This is a genomic window from Dickeya undicola, from assembly GCF_000784735.1.
In the GTDB taxonomy this organism is placed as follows: domain Bacteria; phylum Pseudomonadota; class Gammaproteobacteria; order Enterobacterales; family Enterobacteriaceae; genus Dickeya; species Dickeya undicola.
The window spans coordinates 1-15,970 of the sequence record NZ_JSYG01000018.1 but is presented as its reverse complement, the minus strand read 5'-3'; the positions used below and the strand labels follow the sequence as shown (position 1 = coordinate 15,970).

Genomic DNA, 15,970 nt, shown 5'->3' with positions numbered 1-15,970 from the left:
TTACTCTCACCCCCCGCTATCCCTATCGGGTCATAGGGATTATCCGGTGCTCGTCGTACTTTTTAGCGCACTTAACCCATTGAAGCAACAGTCTTTTCAGGCAGCGTTTTCAGCCACATTCACACGCCCGCAACCCCAACACCCCGACGCGCACTTTTAGCCCCGGACACGCTACCGCCATGCTGTGACGTCCCTGTCTGCCTGCCTCGCATCATAGCAGCGGCGGCAGCCGCTGCCATTAGTCGTTTGCTGTTGAACCGGGGTTTATCGCGGCGCGAGCCGTTCCGCAGCTTGCTGTGGGACGGTGAAGCGTCTGCCGGGTGCGGGCTGGCGAAGCCCGCAGGACAACGCTTTAGCAGGGAGGCCCCCGGCGGGGGCCGCACGGGGCGGAGATGGCGAGCACGGGAACGAGCAAGGAGCCTGCGACTGCGAGCCGGGCGCAGCCAGTGCAGCGGGGTTGGGGCGGGGGCGAGGTGAAGCCGTTAAGCGGAGGCCGTCAGGCCGACAACCCCTTTTCTGTTGCCTTTGACGTTGGCCGAGGATTAACGCCGGAGCCTGCGCCGCCAGGGAAGGCGGCCACACCGTCGGTGCCACGGAAGGAGCGCGGCTGCCGACAGCAGAGGTGAGCGCAGCGAGCCTGTGCGCCGCGCTGTGCTGAGCTGCCGAACCCCGGCGGCCAGCCGCACGCCGTGGCCGAAGAAGACCGCAACGCGCCCATGCGCCAGACGGCGCCGACATAATGTGTGTTACGCGTTGGATGCGTCCAGCATCTTTCGCGTAATGCCACATTATGTTGAATGACGAACGGCCAGCAACCTGACAGGAAGAGAGTGATGAAGGTTGGCGCTGGCCGGGCGGCATTTACCGTCGGAGCGCCTTAGCTGAACACGGCAAGAGGTGCGCCACGGACGGCGCGCCTGTTGCCCTGCACCGTCCGGCGGCCCTGAAGAGAGTGAGCTACTTTTTCAGGCTGTCCGGTAGCGGCGTGGTGTCCGGCTTGGGTGTCGCGTCCGGCCTGCGCTCGTCCCGCTGCTTTTTACGCCGCGCCCGCTGTTTCCGCTCTGCCGGGTGCGTCTGTTCATGCACCTTCTGTAAGTGACCGATGGCGACCCGCGTGTAGATCTGCGTCGTCTCCAGCTTCTCGTGACCCAGTATCGCCTGGATATGTCGCGTGTCCGCGCCGTTCTCCAGCATCTGGGTGGCCATCGAGTGCCGGAACACATGGCACGCCCCCGGCTTATCAAGGTGTCCCGTTTCCCGGATGGCTTTCCCGGCCATCTGCGTCAGCGTCACCCGTGCCAGTCCGGTGCCTTTGTGGCTGATAAACAGGTGGCCGCTGTCATAACGCTTCGCCAGTTCAGGCCGCGCATGATTCAGATAACGGGTTAACCACTTACACGCCCGCTCACCCAGCGGCACTACCCGGTCTTTATTGCCCTTGCCCTGACGCACCACCATCACGCCCCGGCTCAGGTCGATGTCGCTCAGCATCAGGTTGACCGCCTCTGCCCGCCGGATACCGCTGCTCCACAGCACTTCCAGTATCACCCGGTTACGCAGCCCGATAACCGTGCCGCTCTCCACCGACTGCAACACCCCGCCGGTTTCCTCCACGCTCAGTACCTGTGCTGGCAGCCGCTTTTCCTCTTTCGGTAACGTCAGCATGTCGGCTGGGTTATACAGGATGACGTGGCGTTTCAGCAGCCAGCGGAACAGCATCCGGATAGCGGTCAGACGACCAAGCTGACTGCCCGCCGTGAGCGGTTTGCCGTCTGCCTTGCGGTAGCCCCGCAGCCAGCGCTGATACCCTTCCAGCACCGCAAGACTCACCTGTGGCGCATACAACACCCCTCTGTCTTCACACCATGCCACGAACGGCAGCAGCCGTTCACGGTAGCTCTCCTGCGTCCGGCTGCTGTAGCCCGCCGCGCTGAGGTGGTCAAGGTAGTACCCGGTGTGCTGGCGTAACGTCTGCGTCTGGCGGCTAAGGTAAAGCGTTTCCGGGCTGGGGGGACTGGGTTGGGTCATGGCGGCGCGTCCTGCGTGAGAGTGGATGAGCGGCAGATAAGGGAACTACGGTACGACAGGCTTATTGTGTTGTGCAGGAACCGTGCTTTTACCGTTAACCCGACCGGATGGCGCAGAACCCTTGCCAGCACTGGCTTTAACAGCGATTGTCTTGTCCGACCGCCCACCGACTGAACCCCGACCCGAGGCCGACCGCTTTTCATTACCCCCCGACCGGACGGAGTCGTAGTTATCTTTCTCTGTTATTTTTACCGTTTCCACAGCCGCTTCCGGTACATCGATAAGGCCGCACAGGTGCGCGTTATCGCCCTGAGCATCACCATCGAACAGCAGTTCGTAGCAGAACGTCAGCCCCCGCTTGTGCAGCATCAGGTATTCCAGTTCAACCAGTCGGGCAAGGTGGATTTTCAGTTGCGTATCGCCCCACTGCACCGCGTCCCGTAGCTGTTTGCGGGTGAAGTGGTATGCCGTTTTCGGCTGGCCGCTCTCTTTTACCCATTGCTGTATCAGCAGCAACAGTTTCCTCGTCTGTGGCGGCATTTCATCCAGCGTGCGTCCTAATATCTCGTGTGCTAACCGGTTCGCCAGCACGATATCCGACCGCTCGACCTCGATGTATTCGATAACCTGACCACGGTGCTCTACTGTCTTCACCTCCCGCTGATACTGATGCAGCAGCGCGATAGACTGGATTAACGTCAGGTACTTCATATGGTCGCGGCGGGTGCGGGTTTTGTCGCTCAGGAACGTAAGCTGTGAGGCGAACGGGTTCACCACTTTTAACGGTTTCAGTAACCGCTGGGCATTTTGATGTAACTCCGTCAGATAGCCTTTTTCGTTCTCCATCAGCAACCCTTCCAGCGTCTGCGCCTTACGCTGCTGAGCATGGATAGCCTCGGTCTGTTCGCGGGATTCGTTGACGGTGAGAACCAGACAGCGGTTCAGTAGCTCTTCGTCCACGTCGATGGCCGTGGTGGTTAACATCAGCATCACCGGGCCTTTGACGGTGTACTGTTTGGTGACAAGGTTTCCCGTCGCATCGTCTTTACCCGTTGAGGCTATCGTCAGTTCACCATCTGACTGAAGCAACTTAAGGGCATACGCCGCCTGCCGCACGCCTTCCTCTTCCGCTATCGCCAGTATCTTGTGTTGCAGGTTGGTTTCACCCAGATAGAACAGGCTCTGGCCTGTCATCGCGCTGTACTGCAAGCGCTCTTCCGGCGGGATGAGATTAAGCACCGCATCCATCAGTGAGGATTTTCCCGCCGCACTGGAGGACTGGATTAACACCGCTAACGGCCTGTCCAGCTTGCGCGACACCGCCGCCAGATAACCCGCCACTAAGTTCGTGGACTCGCCCACCACGCCACAGGCGGCCAGGTCATCCGTCAGTCGGCTAATCAGGTTCGGGTCTTGCAGCAACGCCAGCGCTTCCACTTTGGCGTCGTCATCCAGTTCAGTCACGTTTTCAGCAGGGGTTTCAGGTTGAGCAAGGTGGGTTTCCAGTGCCAGCAGTACACGGCCTAAGCTGCGTTTGAGGTCGCTTTCCGCTAACCCCAGCTCTGAGGCGGCCAGCCGCGCATAACCTGCACGGCTCCGCGCACTCATCATGTCTACGCTGTCCGCGAACACCACGCCGCTTTCCGTGTCCAGCACCTGCGCGTTCACCTTCATCACGCCGCTGCCTGCCTTCACCGACGATAACCCACGGATGCGCCATTGCTGACCGGACAGGGCTATCTCCAGCTCACCACCCGGCAGGACGTCAACCACCACGCCCGGCTCGGTCGCCTGCGCCGTCTTCACCACCGGAACCCCCGCCGCTAAAGACGGGGCGGGTTGCGGCGCGGCTTTCCGCTGTGGCTCCGCGGCGCTTTCCGGTTCAGCATTCACTGCGTCGCTCATCGGTAACGCGCCTTCTACCACCGCACAGAACGCGGCTTCCGGCTCCGCCACCTTGCACAGGTATTCATTGGCATCCATTCCCGCCGGGAACACCAGCCGGAACGGGGTGATACCGTCAGCCGCTAACGACGCCGCCAGTTTCACCGCGCCCTCATCGCCTGCCGCGTCGTTATCGAACGCGATAAGCACCTGTTTTACACCATGCCGGATAAAGGCGTGCCGCATCTCATTGGTAAACCCGTTGACCCCATACGCCGCCGTGACGTTGCGGTAGCCCGCCACCCAGAACGACATCGCATCGATAAGCGATTCACACAGGATAACGGTCTTACCCGCCACTAACGCCTGCTCGTTCCACACCCCGCCGTGTGGCCCCGGCAGATACAGGTGCAGCGGCGTCCCTTTGCGTAACTCATGGCTGACCTTGCGCCCGTACAGCTCCCGCACCTGGCCGTTCCTATCGATAACCGGCACCACTAATGACCCCGCCAGATGTTCATGGCCGCTGTCGCGCATCACCCCCAGCGCCTGCAACTGACTGCGGATGGTCGCCCCGTCTTTGAGCTTCTTCGGCGGCAGGCGATAACCCAGCGTGCGGTTGGCGAACCCGAGCTTAAAGGCAGCGACTAATTCAGGGTGATTGAGGCGGCGCTTTTCCAGCCAGGCGATGGCGTCCGGCGCGTTCAGCAGCGTGTGGTGATAGAACTCAACCACGCGACCCAGCAGTGACTGCCTTTCCTGTTCATTAGCGATATCGGTAACGGGCGGCAACGGCTCAACAGCAGGCACGCTACCCAGTTCACCGCGCAGGCGGTCAACCGCCCGATGCAGGCTTAGCCCTTCCGTCTTCATCACCCAGTCCAGCACCGAGCCGCCTGCATCGCAGCCGAAGCAGTGATACAGGTTCTTCTCCGGGCTGATGACCATAGACGGGGTTTTCTCCTGATGGAACGGGCACAACACCACCACGTCCTTGCCGCGCTTAAACATCTGCCGACCCTGCGAACGCACTACCTCCACTAACGGCACGGCGGCTTTCAGGTGCTGCAACTCGGATTCAGGGATGCGTGCCATAAAATCTACTCCGCTAAAACGCTGTCAATGGACATATATGTGATATATACTAATCACACATATATCACATTACAACAGGCAATTAAAAAAGGGGGCATACAATGACAGCTATTGATTTCCTGATGACAGGTCTTGATATGTCCGCTTTTTCCGAACGCCTCAAAGCACTGAGGGAAGCCCGAGGGCTAACCCAGACACGACTTGCCGAGATGATAGACGTCCAGCCCAGAGCCTATAACCGCTGGGAGCGGGGGCACATTTTCCCGCAACTGGAGACACTGCTAAAGCTGGCTGATGTGTTACAGGTTTCGCTGGATGAACTGGTGGGGAGAGTCGAGGCCAGCAAGGATGTGAAGATCCGCAATGCCGAGTTACACGAACTCTGGCAACAGGCGGATGCGCTGCCGGATGAAGAGCAAAGAGCGTTGATTATGGTGATTGACAGTTTTGTGACTAAAGTCAACGTGGAGAAGGCAGTGAAGAAGAGTGTGAGACAACGTTAAAACAGCGCGGCGGTAATGGGTTGCACCCCACTGCCGCCGCTCACCACAACCAACTATCAAGGAGTTGACTATGGCTGCGCATGATTCTACGTCACGCAACACGGTAAATACAGCAACTAAAACAGAACGTTACTACACCGTGGGATACGCCCCGCAAAACGGCAAGCCTAACCCGCCGTCAGCGATTAACCTTAAAGGCCGCTGGCTGGAAGAGTCGGGCTTTATGACCGGGATGCCGATTACCGTGACAGTGGAGCGGGGAAGGATAGTGATTGAGACGGAGATTAATGTCTGATCGTTGAACTAAACAGCATAAAAAGCAGCCGGAAGAATCGTTGGGATCGCTTCCGGCCTTGTCAATATCAAGCAGGGAATTTCCCATTTTTATATGACTGCCAAAGATAGTTTATAGGCCAGCCATTAGCATTTCCCTTCAATATGTCTTTCGCTATTATTTCAATATCATCTGATATTCTTGATGAAATTTCAGGCTCTTTGATAATCTTAAATGAAAGTTTAAAGGATTTTTCACGAAGGATATCGATGAAATCTAAATCATCCTTACTAAAAACCTCTTTTTCCAATCTATTGAAATTATTCATCCACTCCGAATCAAATGTTTTTGAATCGCGAGAATCCAATGCATTGTCTACATCCAGATTTTTTAAGAAATCAAAAAATGATGGCGAAGATAACACATTTTCCATGTCTATAAGATTGCTATTAATCATTACATCAACCCTTGTTTGGTAAGCCAGTTTTCAATTAGGTCTACGGCTTGGCTCGGAGTTACATTTGAACCCAATATATGTGTACCATTTGGAGAGCGAACATCCACTTTGATATCGTCCAAACTCGAATACGCTTTCTTATAAGCATCAAACAACTCCTTGTCAGAACCAGCAAAATCACCTTGCCTTGGGCCTACATATTTTCTTTCTGCATCATGCATTCGCCAATGGTCATGTTCTGGCTCTTTACCCCTAGGAAATAAAGTCGGGCGGGTTTTATCGGAGCGTGCAACCTCAAAAGGCCTTCCCTGTGATTTTCTTACGGATGGAACGTGATGACCTGATTCACTAACACCCATACATTTCTTACCGTTTAGACCTAAAGGGTCAATACCGCTTATAGGGTTGTATACATATCCGTAATTACTCTCACCCCCCGCTATCCCTATCGGGTCTGGCGAGACATAACACCCACCGGCCGGGTCGTAGTACCGAAAGCGGTTATAGCACAGCCCGCTTTCGCTGTCACGGAGCTGCCCGGCGAAGGCCAGGCCGGGGTCCGGACTTTCCGATTTTTCTGCCTGACGCTGGCCCCACAGGGTGGCTTTCGGGGCCTGCCAGCGCAGGGTGCCGTCCGGTGTGAATAGCGCCTGCGGCACGCCGTTCTGGCTGCTGGTGACAAAATCCGTTTCCCAGTCGCCGCCGGTGTGCTGGCGCTGCTGCACCACCAGCTCCCAGCCGTTGTAGACCCAGTGGCGGCGGGCCACCAGCTGGCCGTGGCGGTAGTGGCGGATTTCCGCTATCTGGTCGCCGTCCCACTGGTAGCGAATTTCTTCGGCTTTCTGGTCGCAGCGTTTGCCCACCCGGCGACCGAACGGGTCGTAACGGTACAGCCAGCGTTCGCCGTTCGGGGTATCCACCACCCGCAGCTGGTTGCGGCTGTCCCAGCGGTACTGCCACACCTGCGGGCGGTAGCCCGGCTGCACCACCTGTTTACGGATAAGCCGTCCGGCCCTGTCGTACTGGTAGTGGGTATCATCGTGCTGGACCAGTCGGCCAGACTGCCATTCGGTAAGCCGCCCTGCCTCCTGCGGCAGGCCGGTGCGGGTGTAGTGGAAGCGGGCGGTGGTGTCCACCGGTTTGCCCGCACCGCCGCTCAGCACTGCCTGCACCCGGCCGGTGGCGTCCAGACGATAGCCTTCAGCCTCGCGGTTGTGCCGCACCCCGGTCAGGTTACCGGCACCGTCGTAGCGGTATTCCCGCGTCTGTGCCGCCAGCAGGCGGCCGTCCTGCTGTGCGCCGCTCATCTCCCGCGTCAGCCAGCCCATCACGTCGTATTCCCGCTGCTGGACAAACCCGCTGCCGCCGCGACGGTGTGACTCGCGGCCCGCTGCGTCATGGGTCAGGGTCAGTTCCGCGCCGTCCGGCAACTGCACCTGCCGCAGCTCGCCGGTGCGGGTGTAATGGAACAGACTGGTGAGCGGCGCGAGGGTGCCGGTGGTGTCATCGGCATCGCCGTCCCAGGTCAGGGTGCGGGTGACGGTACGGGCTGTGTCGTCGTACTGGCGGGTGAGCAGCGTGCCGTTGTGCCATTCACGCACCACCCGGTCGCGCAGGTCGTAGTCCAGTTGCACATGGGCGGTGGACGACGAGACTTCGGTCAGGCGGCCCACCGCATCATAGCGGTAGTGCAGGGTGTCGTCCGGCGCGGTTTCACGCAGCAGCAGGCCGCGGGCGTCGTAGAGGAAGTGGCGGGTGTCGCCCTCGCCATTACGCACGCTGACGCACAGGCCGTCTTCGTCGTAGCCGTAGTGGGTGTCGGTGCCGGTCATGTCGCGCTCGCGGATGACCCGCCCGTCGGCATCCAGCCACCACTGCCAGCGGCTGCCGTCCGGCGCGGTAACGGCAATCAGCTGCTGGCTCTCTTTATCGTACGCGTAGTGCCAGGTGCGGCCTTCGGCGTCGGTGCGTGCGGTCAGCAGGTCGAACGGGCCAAAGGTCTGACGCCACAGCGCGCCGTTGCCGTCCACGTAGCTCAGCAGGTTGTTATGGCGGTCGTACTGGCGCTGCTCTTCCTTGTCATCCGGGCGTATCAGCTGCTCCGGCAGCGTCCAGCTGGCCCGGCGGTAACCGAGCCGGAAACGGGCACCGTCCGCCCGTTGCCACTGCACCACCCGGTCCTGCCCGTCGTAGCGTAACTGCTGGGTACGGCTCTCGGCGTCAGTGGCGCTCAGCAGCCGCTGACGGTGGTCGTACTGTAACCGGGCCTGCACCTCACCGGCGGCGTCGCTGACCTGGGTCAGCAGGCCATAGCGGTTCCAGGTGAATCGCACTTCACTGGCGTCCGGACCGGTGAGCCGCTCCGGGTTACCCTCGGCGTCATACGCCCAGCCCCACTCGCGCCCCAGCGGGTCGGTGACGCCGCACAGCCGCTGCGCCTCATCATAGTCGTACTGCCACTGGTGGCCGCTGGCGTCGGTAAAGGTGCTGACCCGCCCGGTATCGTCCAGATAGCTGAATTCGACCACCCGTCCGGCGGGCGAGGTTTCCCGCAGCAGGTTGCCGTAGTCGTCGTAGTCGTAGCGGGTGACGTGGCCGAGCGGGGATTTTTCCCAGCTCATCAGGTGCAGGTCGTTAAAGCCGAATTCGCTGCGCTGGCCGTCGCCATCGGTCATCACTACCCGGTCGGGGAGGTAGTCGAAGCGGGCGGTCAGAAAACCGTCGGCGCAGGTGGTGTAGACGCAGCGCCCCTGCGCGTCGTATTCGTAGCGCGCCCAGGTCTGGTCGTTATCGTGCCAGCGGGTCAGCCGGTGAGCGGTGTCGTACTCGTAGTAGAGGTGATAGGCGTGGGTGGCGTTGGCCTCAATCAGCCGACCCTGTTCATCCTGGCGGTACTCGGCCAGTAGCGTTTTCTGGCCGCCATCGATGCGTTGTATCTGGTACAGGTACTCACCCTGCCACACCAGCAGCAGGGTGACGCCATCGCTGTGGCGCACCTGGCGCAGGTAGCCTTTCGGGTCGCGCACCAGTTCGATGCGGTTGTCGTGGGTATCGTGAATGGCCGACAGCAACCGGCGCTCGCCCTGTATCACGCTAAAGTCGCGCCAGGTCTGCTGGTCGCGGTGCCACAGGCTGAAACCCTCGCCCCGGCGATGCAGGGTAAATTCAGGGTAGTGCGGGCAGTACACCGCCTGCACGTCCTGATGGAAGGTAAAATCGATGTCGTAGCCCTGTGCCAGCGTGATGACCACGTGGGTGTTGAGGCCGTCACGTGCTACCGTCGCCACCTCGCTCCAGCTGTCGTGCCAGCCGCAGCCCAGCAGCCCGGTGTGCGCCGAGGCGGAACGATAGGCACGTTCAAACACCAGCGGCAGCGTCTGACCCAGTTCGATATCGGTACGGGATTCAATCACCTCGCCGCTGGCGATATAGACCGGGTCTTTTTTGAACGCTTTAACGGCTTCTTTGATTCTGGCCATGCCTTTATTGGCTTTAAACGCTCTGGCGGCACACCCCATTTTTCCGGGGACTTTGGTGATAAGCAGTGCCCCGGCCTTCGCGCCCTTTAAGGCACTCTTCAGACCATTGCGGGTAAACAGCTTTCCCAGTCCCTTCAGCATTCCCCGGCTGGGCGGCACCAGAAACTCCACCGCAATCAGCAGTGCCTTTTCCCACCAGCTGAATTCGTCGGCTATCTCCAGATAGGTGCCCTGACCGGAGCCGAAAAATACCGTCGAGGCCCCTTCCCTGATGGTGGCACCACAGACGGTTTTATCGTCGATACGGGCGGCCGGTGCGTCGTTCACAAATACCGACTCGCTGCCCTGGGCAATCAGTTGCGGACTGTTGTGCTTGGTGCAGGCAACGGTATCTTTCGTGGCGCGGGCCACCGGCTGTTTTTCGACAAACACGTTACCCGAGCCGGACGCCACCGGCCCGAAGGCCGGTGATGCACTGTCCACCATCGCCGACACCTTATTTGTGACGGCGGAAATCAGGTCACCGGCAGCAAACACCGCCAGCGCCCCGACGGCCGCTACCGCCAGCCCGCCGGTCACCCCCACCAGAAATACCGCCACGGCTGCCACGGCCGCCGCCACCAGCGCCCCGGCCACGGCACCCGCCAGCGCACCGAGAAAACTCTTGTGCTTGATAGTCTTGCCCGGCGAGGTCGGCGGCTTGCCCTGACAGGGCTGAGGCCGGTCGGCGGGGGGATTGGGACGATTACCGGCGTGCATGGCCCCTACCCGGGCCACCCGGCTCAGAATATCGTTGAGCATCGTGACTCCCTTCAGGATGCGGCTTTAAACGTCTCGATGACCGCCAGCAGCGCGGTTTTCTGTTCGTCCTTCAGCTCACCGGCGGCGGTAAGGGTAAAGGTCAGCAGCAGCTCGCCGCGTACCTGCATCACCACCACCTGATGCATCGGACCTTCCGGCGAGCGCCAGCTGTACTCCAGCCCGCGTGCGGGTTGACCGTCCAGCGTCAGTTCCCAGGCGGCACGCTCCTGATAGCCCTTCAGGTGGGCGGAAAACTGTGCCAGCGTCTGTTCATAAACGGTGTCCGGCGACAGGCCGAATTCAATCGGTGTGCGGTTGACCACCAGATTGGCGGTATCGCCCGGCAGCACAAACACGTGCAGCGATTCGTCACGCCAGCCTGCTGGAATACTCAGTGAGCCTTCATTCATCTGGTACATAAGGTGCTGCTCCCTCAGTTCAAATCGATACGGGTGCCGTTCAGCACCAGTCCTTTGCCGGTAATGGAAATGTTGCCTTCGCTGTCAATGGCGATGAAGCCACCCGCGGTGGCAATCAGGATGTCGCCGCTCTGGGACTGGATGGCGATATTGTTTTTCACCTGCAGCGACTCGTTGTCGTCAACGGTGGTGTTGCGGTTTTTGGTGACGGCGACGGTCTGCTCGCCCTGAATCTCGGTGACCTGATTTTCCTTCACCGACACCGTCTGGTTGTGCTGCACCACCACCGTCTGGTCGCCGCCGACATTCTCGGTATGACTGGCGTTGACCGCCGTGCTGCGGTTATTCAGTACCACGGTGTTCATGTCCTTCTGGGCGTGGATAAACACCTCTTCCTGCCCGGCCTGGTCTTCAAAGCGCAGTTCGTTGAACCCGGCCCCTTTATGGGTACTGGTGCGCAGCGAGGTGCGGGTTTTGTTCGCCGGTAGCGAATAGGGTGAGGGGTTGGTGGCGTGAAAGGTGCGCCCGGTGACGATGGGCTGGTCCGGGTCCCCTTCCAGAAAGCTCACCACCACCTCATGGCCGATGCGCGGAATGGCAATCAGGCCGTACTGGCCACCGGCCCAGCCCTGACTGACCCGCACCCAGCAGGAGCTCTGGTCGTCGCTGGCACCGTAGCGGTCCCACGGGAACTGCAGCTTCACCCGGCCAAACTCGTCGCAGTAAATCTCTTCCCCCGCCGGGCCGACCACGGTGGCAATCTGCGGGCCGTCCACCCTCGGTTTGTACGGCATGGCCGCCCGCCAGGTGGTGGTGGCTTTCACCACCTCGAAACTGTTGCTGAGGGTGGTCGGCTCGCCGCCGCTCTCTTCCTCCAGCGCCTGCGGCTGCTGGCCGCTGTGGGTCACCGCCACCACCTGCCAGGCCAGATTAAACGCCGGGTTAGGGTGCTCAGTCAGGGTAAAGGTGCCACCCGGCATCAGTTCGGCGGCATTCGACTCGCCACCGCCGGTCATCGCCCCGGCGCGCAGCGCATCCAGCCGGTAGCCGGTAAACGCCTTGCCGCTGGGGTCCTGCTTGAAGCGGCCGGGGTAGTCGAAGTGCTGGTAGGATTCACGCTGGTGCGCCAGTTCGTTGCTCATCTTGTTGTGCAACAACCCGTAGGCCGGGGTCTTGAAGCTGTAGTCTTTCAGCGCCACTTCGGCGGTACTGACCGCTTCGGCGTAGCGGAAACGGCGCACGTAAGCGCCTTCGCTCAGCCCCTGCGTGGCGAGGTTGAAGAACAGCTCGGGGCCTTTGGGCAGCGCGCCGGCGTCATCGGCGAACACCACCCGGTGTTTCCCGGCCTCAAATTCGTGGAAGTAGAACAGCCCTTCTTCTGCCGCCAGCCGGTGGATGAACGCCAGGTCGCTTTCGCGGTACTGCACGCAGTACTCTCGCACCGCGTGGTCATGGCGCAGGGCGAAGGCGTAATCGGTAATTCCGGCTTCTTCCAGCAGGGTACTGATAATCGCGTCCGGCTTCTGGGTCTGGAAGATACGGGCGTTGGTGCGCAGACCGAGCCGCCACAATGCCGGGCGCACCTCGGCCTGGTAGCGGGTGCGGCGAAAACCGGTGTCGCCCTGGGCAAAGCGGCTGACGATACCGCTGACCCGGCGCTGCAGTTCGCCGTCGTACCACACCAGCAGCTCGCACGGCTGGTCCAGCACCGCACCGAAGTCGATGCCGGGCTGGCTGCTGGCCAGATTGAGCGACAGCGCAAACGGCTGGTTCAGCGCTTCGCTCAGTTCAAAATCCACCACCGCGAAGGTGGTGTCCGGCAACGCGCCGACCTTCACGGTAAACTGCAATCCGGTACTGTTGGCCACCTGGCTTTCTCCTTATTCCCTGTCTGCGTCCGCCCTCAGCGATGACCCCTTTCATCGCTCAGGGCAGGCTGAAAACGACAACACCCGGACCGGAGTCCGGGTTGATGGTCATTACGCTTCGATCGGCGCGCGCCAGTCGTCGGAGCCGGACGTCCCGGCCACGGTGTGCTCCCAGTCCACCTTGCGGTAGGCCAGCGACACTTCGATAAGCTGGGTGTAGTCCTGCTTGGACGGGTCCTGACAGTGCGGCATCTGGTTGTTGATGTCGACGATGGTGGCGTCGGTCAGGGTGGTGGTGAAGAAATGCTCCTGCTTGCCTTCGACAGAGGTGCGATACCACTTCAGGGTCACGGTCGGCAGCATTTCGCCGGAAGCCAGCGCGTTATACAGCAGCGGGACGGCCTTGTTCAGCGCGACGGTGAACTTGAACGGCTTGTGCACGCGCTGACCGGCAGGCTGGCCGGACTGCGGGTCGGTCGGGACGGTGACGATGTGTTTGAATTCCTGCACCAGCATTTCGTCTTCGTGGCCCTGCACGTAGATGTTGCCGACGGAGTCGGAGGTGAAGGCACCGGCGGTGATGTTACCCTGCGTTTTACCTTCGATGCTGATGTAGCATGGAGTTGGCATAGTCTTGCTCCTTGTTATTGAACATGTGTTTGACTTCACGGTTCATAAAGCAATGACTATGCCAACTTTTATTTCATTGTTTTTAAAGGGAAAAATAATACCGTCATTTTCCCTAAGTCAAATTTGAGCAAAAAATTGCGCAGACCTCCCGAAAAAACGGCATCCATTGCGCAAACAGGGATTTATGCTGGAAAGTGAGCAAGAAATTGCGCAGATTTTGCATTTGTTCTGTTAGTGGTTGTTTCATGAGCGTCAGACACCTGTTTTTATGTGACAACTATCACGTAATGTGTTCTGTGCGATCGCTGGAGTCTGGCAGAGGAATGTGCGTCAGGAAGCGCGATAAACAGGAAGCAAGTACATCTACTTCACTCTATTCGCGGTTGTCTGGTTTTGGTGAAGCTTTGCTGTTGAGGAAAGGCGTTCAGATCCGCCATCCGCACTATTGAGATAATACAGAGAGAGGAACATCAGGCTTCCAGCGTGTTTGCAGTACATTGTCACACCGTATATATCCTGCCAATCGATAGAGAAAGGTATTCCGGCATGGGAAAAAGCAGCACTCGATTCGGGTAAGGATAGCAGTGCAGGATTTCTTATTTCATTTTCTTACAAACAGAAAACCCCTGATTGCGACTCAGGGGTTGTCGGGAGAGACGTGAAATGCACGTGCAGTTCACGTGCATAATTTAGTCCTTTTATAGTCCAGTCACTGTCAGGCCTGTGTCTTTAATTGGTTGTATTTAAAGACGTTGTCCTGCTGCTGTCCTATCAAATTTGCTGGGGGAATCTGAATTTTCAACGTAATATTATGATATTAATTATATAAATATGAATTCAGACTTTGCGTGTATACCTAAACGTATACCAATGCTGAAAAGTGATGGGCCTTCTTATCTGCGGTGCGCCTTGTCTGGCAACGCCTTTTCATCACCTTATTCCGCGCTATTTTTTATAAGTATACGCGAATATCACTTTTTAGTGGTTTTCGTGTATACTTGACTGGATGAAATTGTTCAAGTATACGTGAATAACACAATTATGTGTTTTTCATGTGGACTTATGAATGGACAGAATCACGGCTATTGAACGTTTAAACACATTCGATAAGCAAGGGCGCTATGTTTTCACTTCCCGCGATTTAGCCAAAATTTTTCATGAAGATCGCCCCAGAGCGTTTAATGCTGGGCTAACTCGGCTGGTGAAAGATGGCATTCTGACCCGTGCGATTCGAGGGGTGTACGTCTATAACCATGCCAAAAGCAAAGACGCCTATACGCTTGAGCGCATCGTGTTAGCGCTGCGACGTGGCGAGTATAACTATCTCAGCCTTGAATCAGCGTTGTCTGAGTATGGCGTTATTTCTCAAATCCCGATTGGCCGGATTACGGTAATGACAACCGGACGTTCAGAAGAACATAAAACGCCTTTCGGTGTGATCGAATTTACCCATACCAAGCGGCCACCTGAGCAAATTTTGCAGGATACCTATTTGGGTAATTCCCCATTGCGGCAAGCAACTAAACAAACTGCGGTGAGGGATTTACGCCGCGTCGGACGTAACACTCATCTGATCGACGAATCGGAGTTATACCATGAATCAGAAAGTTAACTTTGCCGAGCTGGTCAGCAAAGCGATGGAATCAGCCGAGCTTGAAGGTCTTCGTAACGTGGTGGAAAAGGAGCTTTTGCACTATGACATTCTCTACTGTCTGGATAGTGCGGGTCTGCTGGAGCAGCTTACTTTTCAGGGCGGGACATCGTTAAGGCTGTGTCATGGCGGAAATCGGTTCAGCGAGGATTTGGATTTTGCCGGGGGGATTGCGTTTTCCGGTGCAGACCTGAAGAACATGAAAGCCTGTATTGAAGATTATCTGGGGAATCGGTACGGCCTTGAGGTCAACGTGAAAGAGCCAAATGAGCTACGGAATGAACCCGGCTATGAGGAAGTGCGTATCGACAAATGGCAGGTATCCGTGACCACTGCACCGGAAAAACGTGATATGCCAAAGCAGCGAGTCAAGATTGAGATCGCCAATATTCCCGCTTATACAAGAATGCCGATGGCGTTAAAACGTAACTATGATGTTTTACCGGATGGTTACTCCGATACATTGGTTATGTGTGAAACACTGAATGAAGTGATGTGCGACAAACTGGTTTCTCTCGTCGCAACCACAAAATATATCCGCTACCGTGACGTTTGGGACTTACCGTGGTTAATCCAGCAGAACGCAACCTATGATCTCGACCTGATCCGAAAGAAAATACAGGACTACCGAATCCCCAATTATGATGAGCTATTGGCACATCGGATACAGAGCATTGAGCAGATTGTCGGGGATGGCCGCTTTAGCGCAGAAATGCGGCGATTCCTGCCACAAGCGGTATTTGACAGAACACTGGGGCGTGAGGCATTTAGCCAATATTTGATTGGCGAGTTAAAAACACTCTTGAGCACGTTACAGCAGGAGCTAAATGGGCAGGGAGGGAAAGCGCCGTTCATCATGTGAGAGGGTGTAATTAAAATTG

General features: G+C 58.0%; 11 protein-coding genes. 4 read left to right on the top strand and 7 right to left on the bottom strand.

From position 1 onward, the window contains the following. Positions 1-957 precede the first annotated feature (957 nt). Both xerC and OB87_RS08720 read right to left on the bottom strand, forming a co-directional pair. A complete protein-coding gene (gene xerC, locus OB87_RS08725) occupies positions 958-2,028 on the bottom strand; it encodes a site-specific tyrosine recombinase XerC (RefSeq protein WP_033569060.1) in 1,071 nt (356 codons plus the stop codon). A gap of 45 nt (positions 2,029-2,073) precedes the next feature. Beyond that, positions 2,074-5,007 (bottom strand): CHC2 zinc finger domain-containing protein, encoded by a 2,934-nt coding sequence (locus tag OB87_RS08720; protein ID WP_033569059.1) that lies wholly within the window; start codon positions 5,005-5,007, stop codon positions 2,074-2,076. 101 nt (positions 5,008-5,108) lie between these two features. Here OB87_RS08720 and OB87_RS08715 point away from each other — a divergent pair, with 101 nt between their 5' ends. Then, complete coding sequence (locus tag OB87_RS08715) at positions 5,109-5,510, top strand: helix-turn-helix domain-containing protein (protein WP_033569058.1); 402 nt, start codon at positions 5,109-5,111, stop codon at positions 5,508-5,510. 70 nt (positions 5,511-5,580) lie between these two features. Beyond that, positions 5,581-5,805 carry a SymE family type I addiction module toxin gene (locus OB87_RS08710; protein WP_033569057.1) on the top strand — a complete coding sequence of 75 codons (225 nt, stop codon included), beginning with the start codon at positions 5,581-5,583 and terminating at the stop codon, positions 5,803-5,805. Positions 5,806-5,872: 67 nt separating this feature from the next. Here the strand turns inward: OB87_RS08710 and OB87_RS08705 are convergent, their stop codons facing one another. The 5 genes from OB87_RS08705 to OB87_RS08685 all read right to left on the bottom strand — a co-directional run bounded on the left by OB87_RS08705 (position 5,873) and on the right by OB87_RS08685 (position 13,438). Then, complete coding sequence (locus OB87_RS08705) at positions 5,873-6,241, bottom strand: hypothetical protein (RefSeq protein WP_033569056.1); 369 nt, start codon at positions 6,239-6,241, stop codon at positions 5,873-5,875. After that, a complete protein-coding gene (locus OB87_RS08700) occupies positions 6,241-10,521 on the bottom strand; it encodes an RHS repeat-associated core domain-containing protein (RefSeq protein ID WP_033569055.1) in 4,281 nt (1,426 codons plus the stop codon). Before OB87_RS08700 ends, OB87_RS08705 begins: the two co-directional genes overlap by 1 nt. 11 nt (positions 10,522-10,532) lie before the next feature. Beyond that, the gene (locus tag OB87_RS08695) at positions 10,533-10,940 is read right to left on the bottom strand and encodes a DUF1795 domain-containing protein (RefSeq protein ID WP_033569054.1); all 408 of its coding nucleotides are present in this window, start codon (positions 10,938-10,940) and stop codon (positions 10,533-10,535) included. Between the two features lie 14 nt (positions 10,941-10,954). Next, the gene (tssI, locus tag OB87_RS08690; protein WP_033569053.1) at positions 10,955-12,808 is read right to left on the bottom strand and encodes a type VI secretion system Vgr family protein; all 1,854 of its coding nucleotides are present in this window, start codon (positions 12,806-12,808) and stop codon (positions 10,955-10,957) included. A gap of 111 nt (positions 12,809-12,919) precedes the next feature. Then, a complete protein-coding gene (locus OB87_RS08685) occupies positions 12,920-13,438 on the bottom strand; it encodes an Hcp family type VI secretion system effector (RefSeq protein WP_012768188.1) in 519 nt (172 codons plus the stop codon). 1,066 nt (positions 13,439-14,504) lie between these two features. On the opposite strand from OB87_RS08685, the gene abiEi reads away from it, so the two are divergent. Beyond that, complete coding sequence (gene abiEi / locus OB87_RS08680) at positions 14,505-15,050, top strand: type IV toxin-antitoxin system AbiEi family antitoxin (RefSeq protein WP_033569052.1); 546 nt, start codon at positions 14,505-14,507, stop codon at positions 15,048-15,050. Then, positions 15,034-15,951 (top strand): nucleotidyl transferase AbiEii/AbiGii toxin family protein, encoded by a 918-nt coding sequence (locus tag OB87_RS08675; RefSeq protein ID WP_033569051.1) that lies wholly within the window; start codon positions 15,034-15,036, stop codon positions 15,949-15,951. Before abiEi ends, OB87_RS08675 begins: the two co-directional genes overlap by 17 nt. Positions 15,952-15,970: the final 19 nt, after the last annotated feature.

What these genes read in the sequence shown, in the direction of transcription:
- xerC (WP_033569060.1), bottom strand. Translation starts at nt 2,028, where the DNA reads ATGACCCAACCCAGTCCCCCCAGCCCGGAAACGCTTTACCTTAGCCGC.
- OB87_RS08685 (WP_012768188.1), bottom strand. Translation starts at nt 13,438, where the DNA reads ATGCCAACTCCATGCTACATCAGCATCGAAGGTAAAACGCAGGGTAAC.
- OB87_RS08705 (WP_033569056.1), bottom strand. Translation starts at nt 6,241, where the DNA reads ATGATTAATAGCAATCTTATAGACATGGAAAATGTGTTATCTTCGCCA.
- OB87_RS08720 (WP_033569059.1), bottom strand. Translation starts at nt 5,007, where the DNA reads ATGGCACGCATCCCTGAATCCGAGTTGCAGCACCTGAAAGCCGCCGTG.
- abiEi (WP_033569052.1), top strand. Translation starts at nt 14,505, where the DNA reads ATGGACAGAATCACGGCTATTGAACGTTTAAACACATTCGATAAGCAA.
- OB87_RS08700 (WP_033569055.1), bottom strand. Translation starts at nt 10,521, where the DNA reads ATGCTCAACGATATTCTGAGCCGGGTGGCCCGGGTAGGGGCCATGCAC.
- OB87_RS08710 (WP_033569057.1), top strand. Translation starts at nt 5,581, where the DNA reads ATGGCTGCGCATGATTCTACGTCACGCAACACGGTAAATACAGCAACT.
- OB87_RS08675 (WP_033569051.1), top strand. Translation starts at nt 15,034, where the DNA reads ATGAATCAGAAAGTTAACTTTGCCGAGCTGGTCAGCAAAGCGATGGAA.
- OB87_RS08715 (WP_033569058.1), top strand. Translation starts at nt 5,109, where the DNA reads ATGACAGCTATTGATTTCCTGATGACAGGTCTTGATATGTCCGCTTTT.
- OB87_RS08695 (WP_033569054.1), bottom strand. Translation starts at nt 10,940, where the DNA reads ATGTACCAGATGAATGAAGGCTCACTGAGTATTCCAGCAGGCTGGCGT.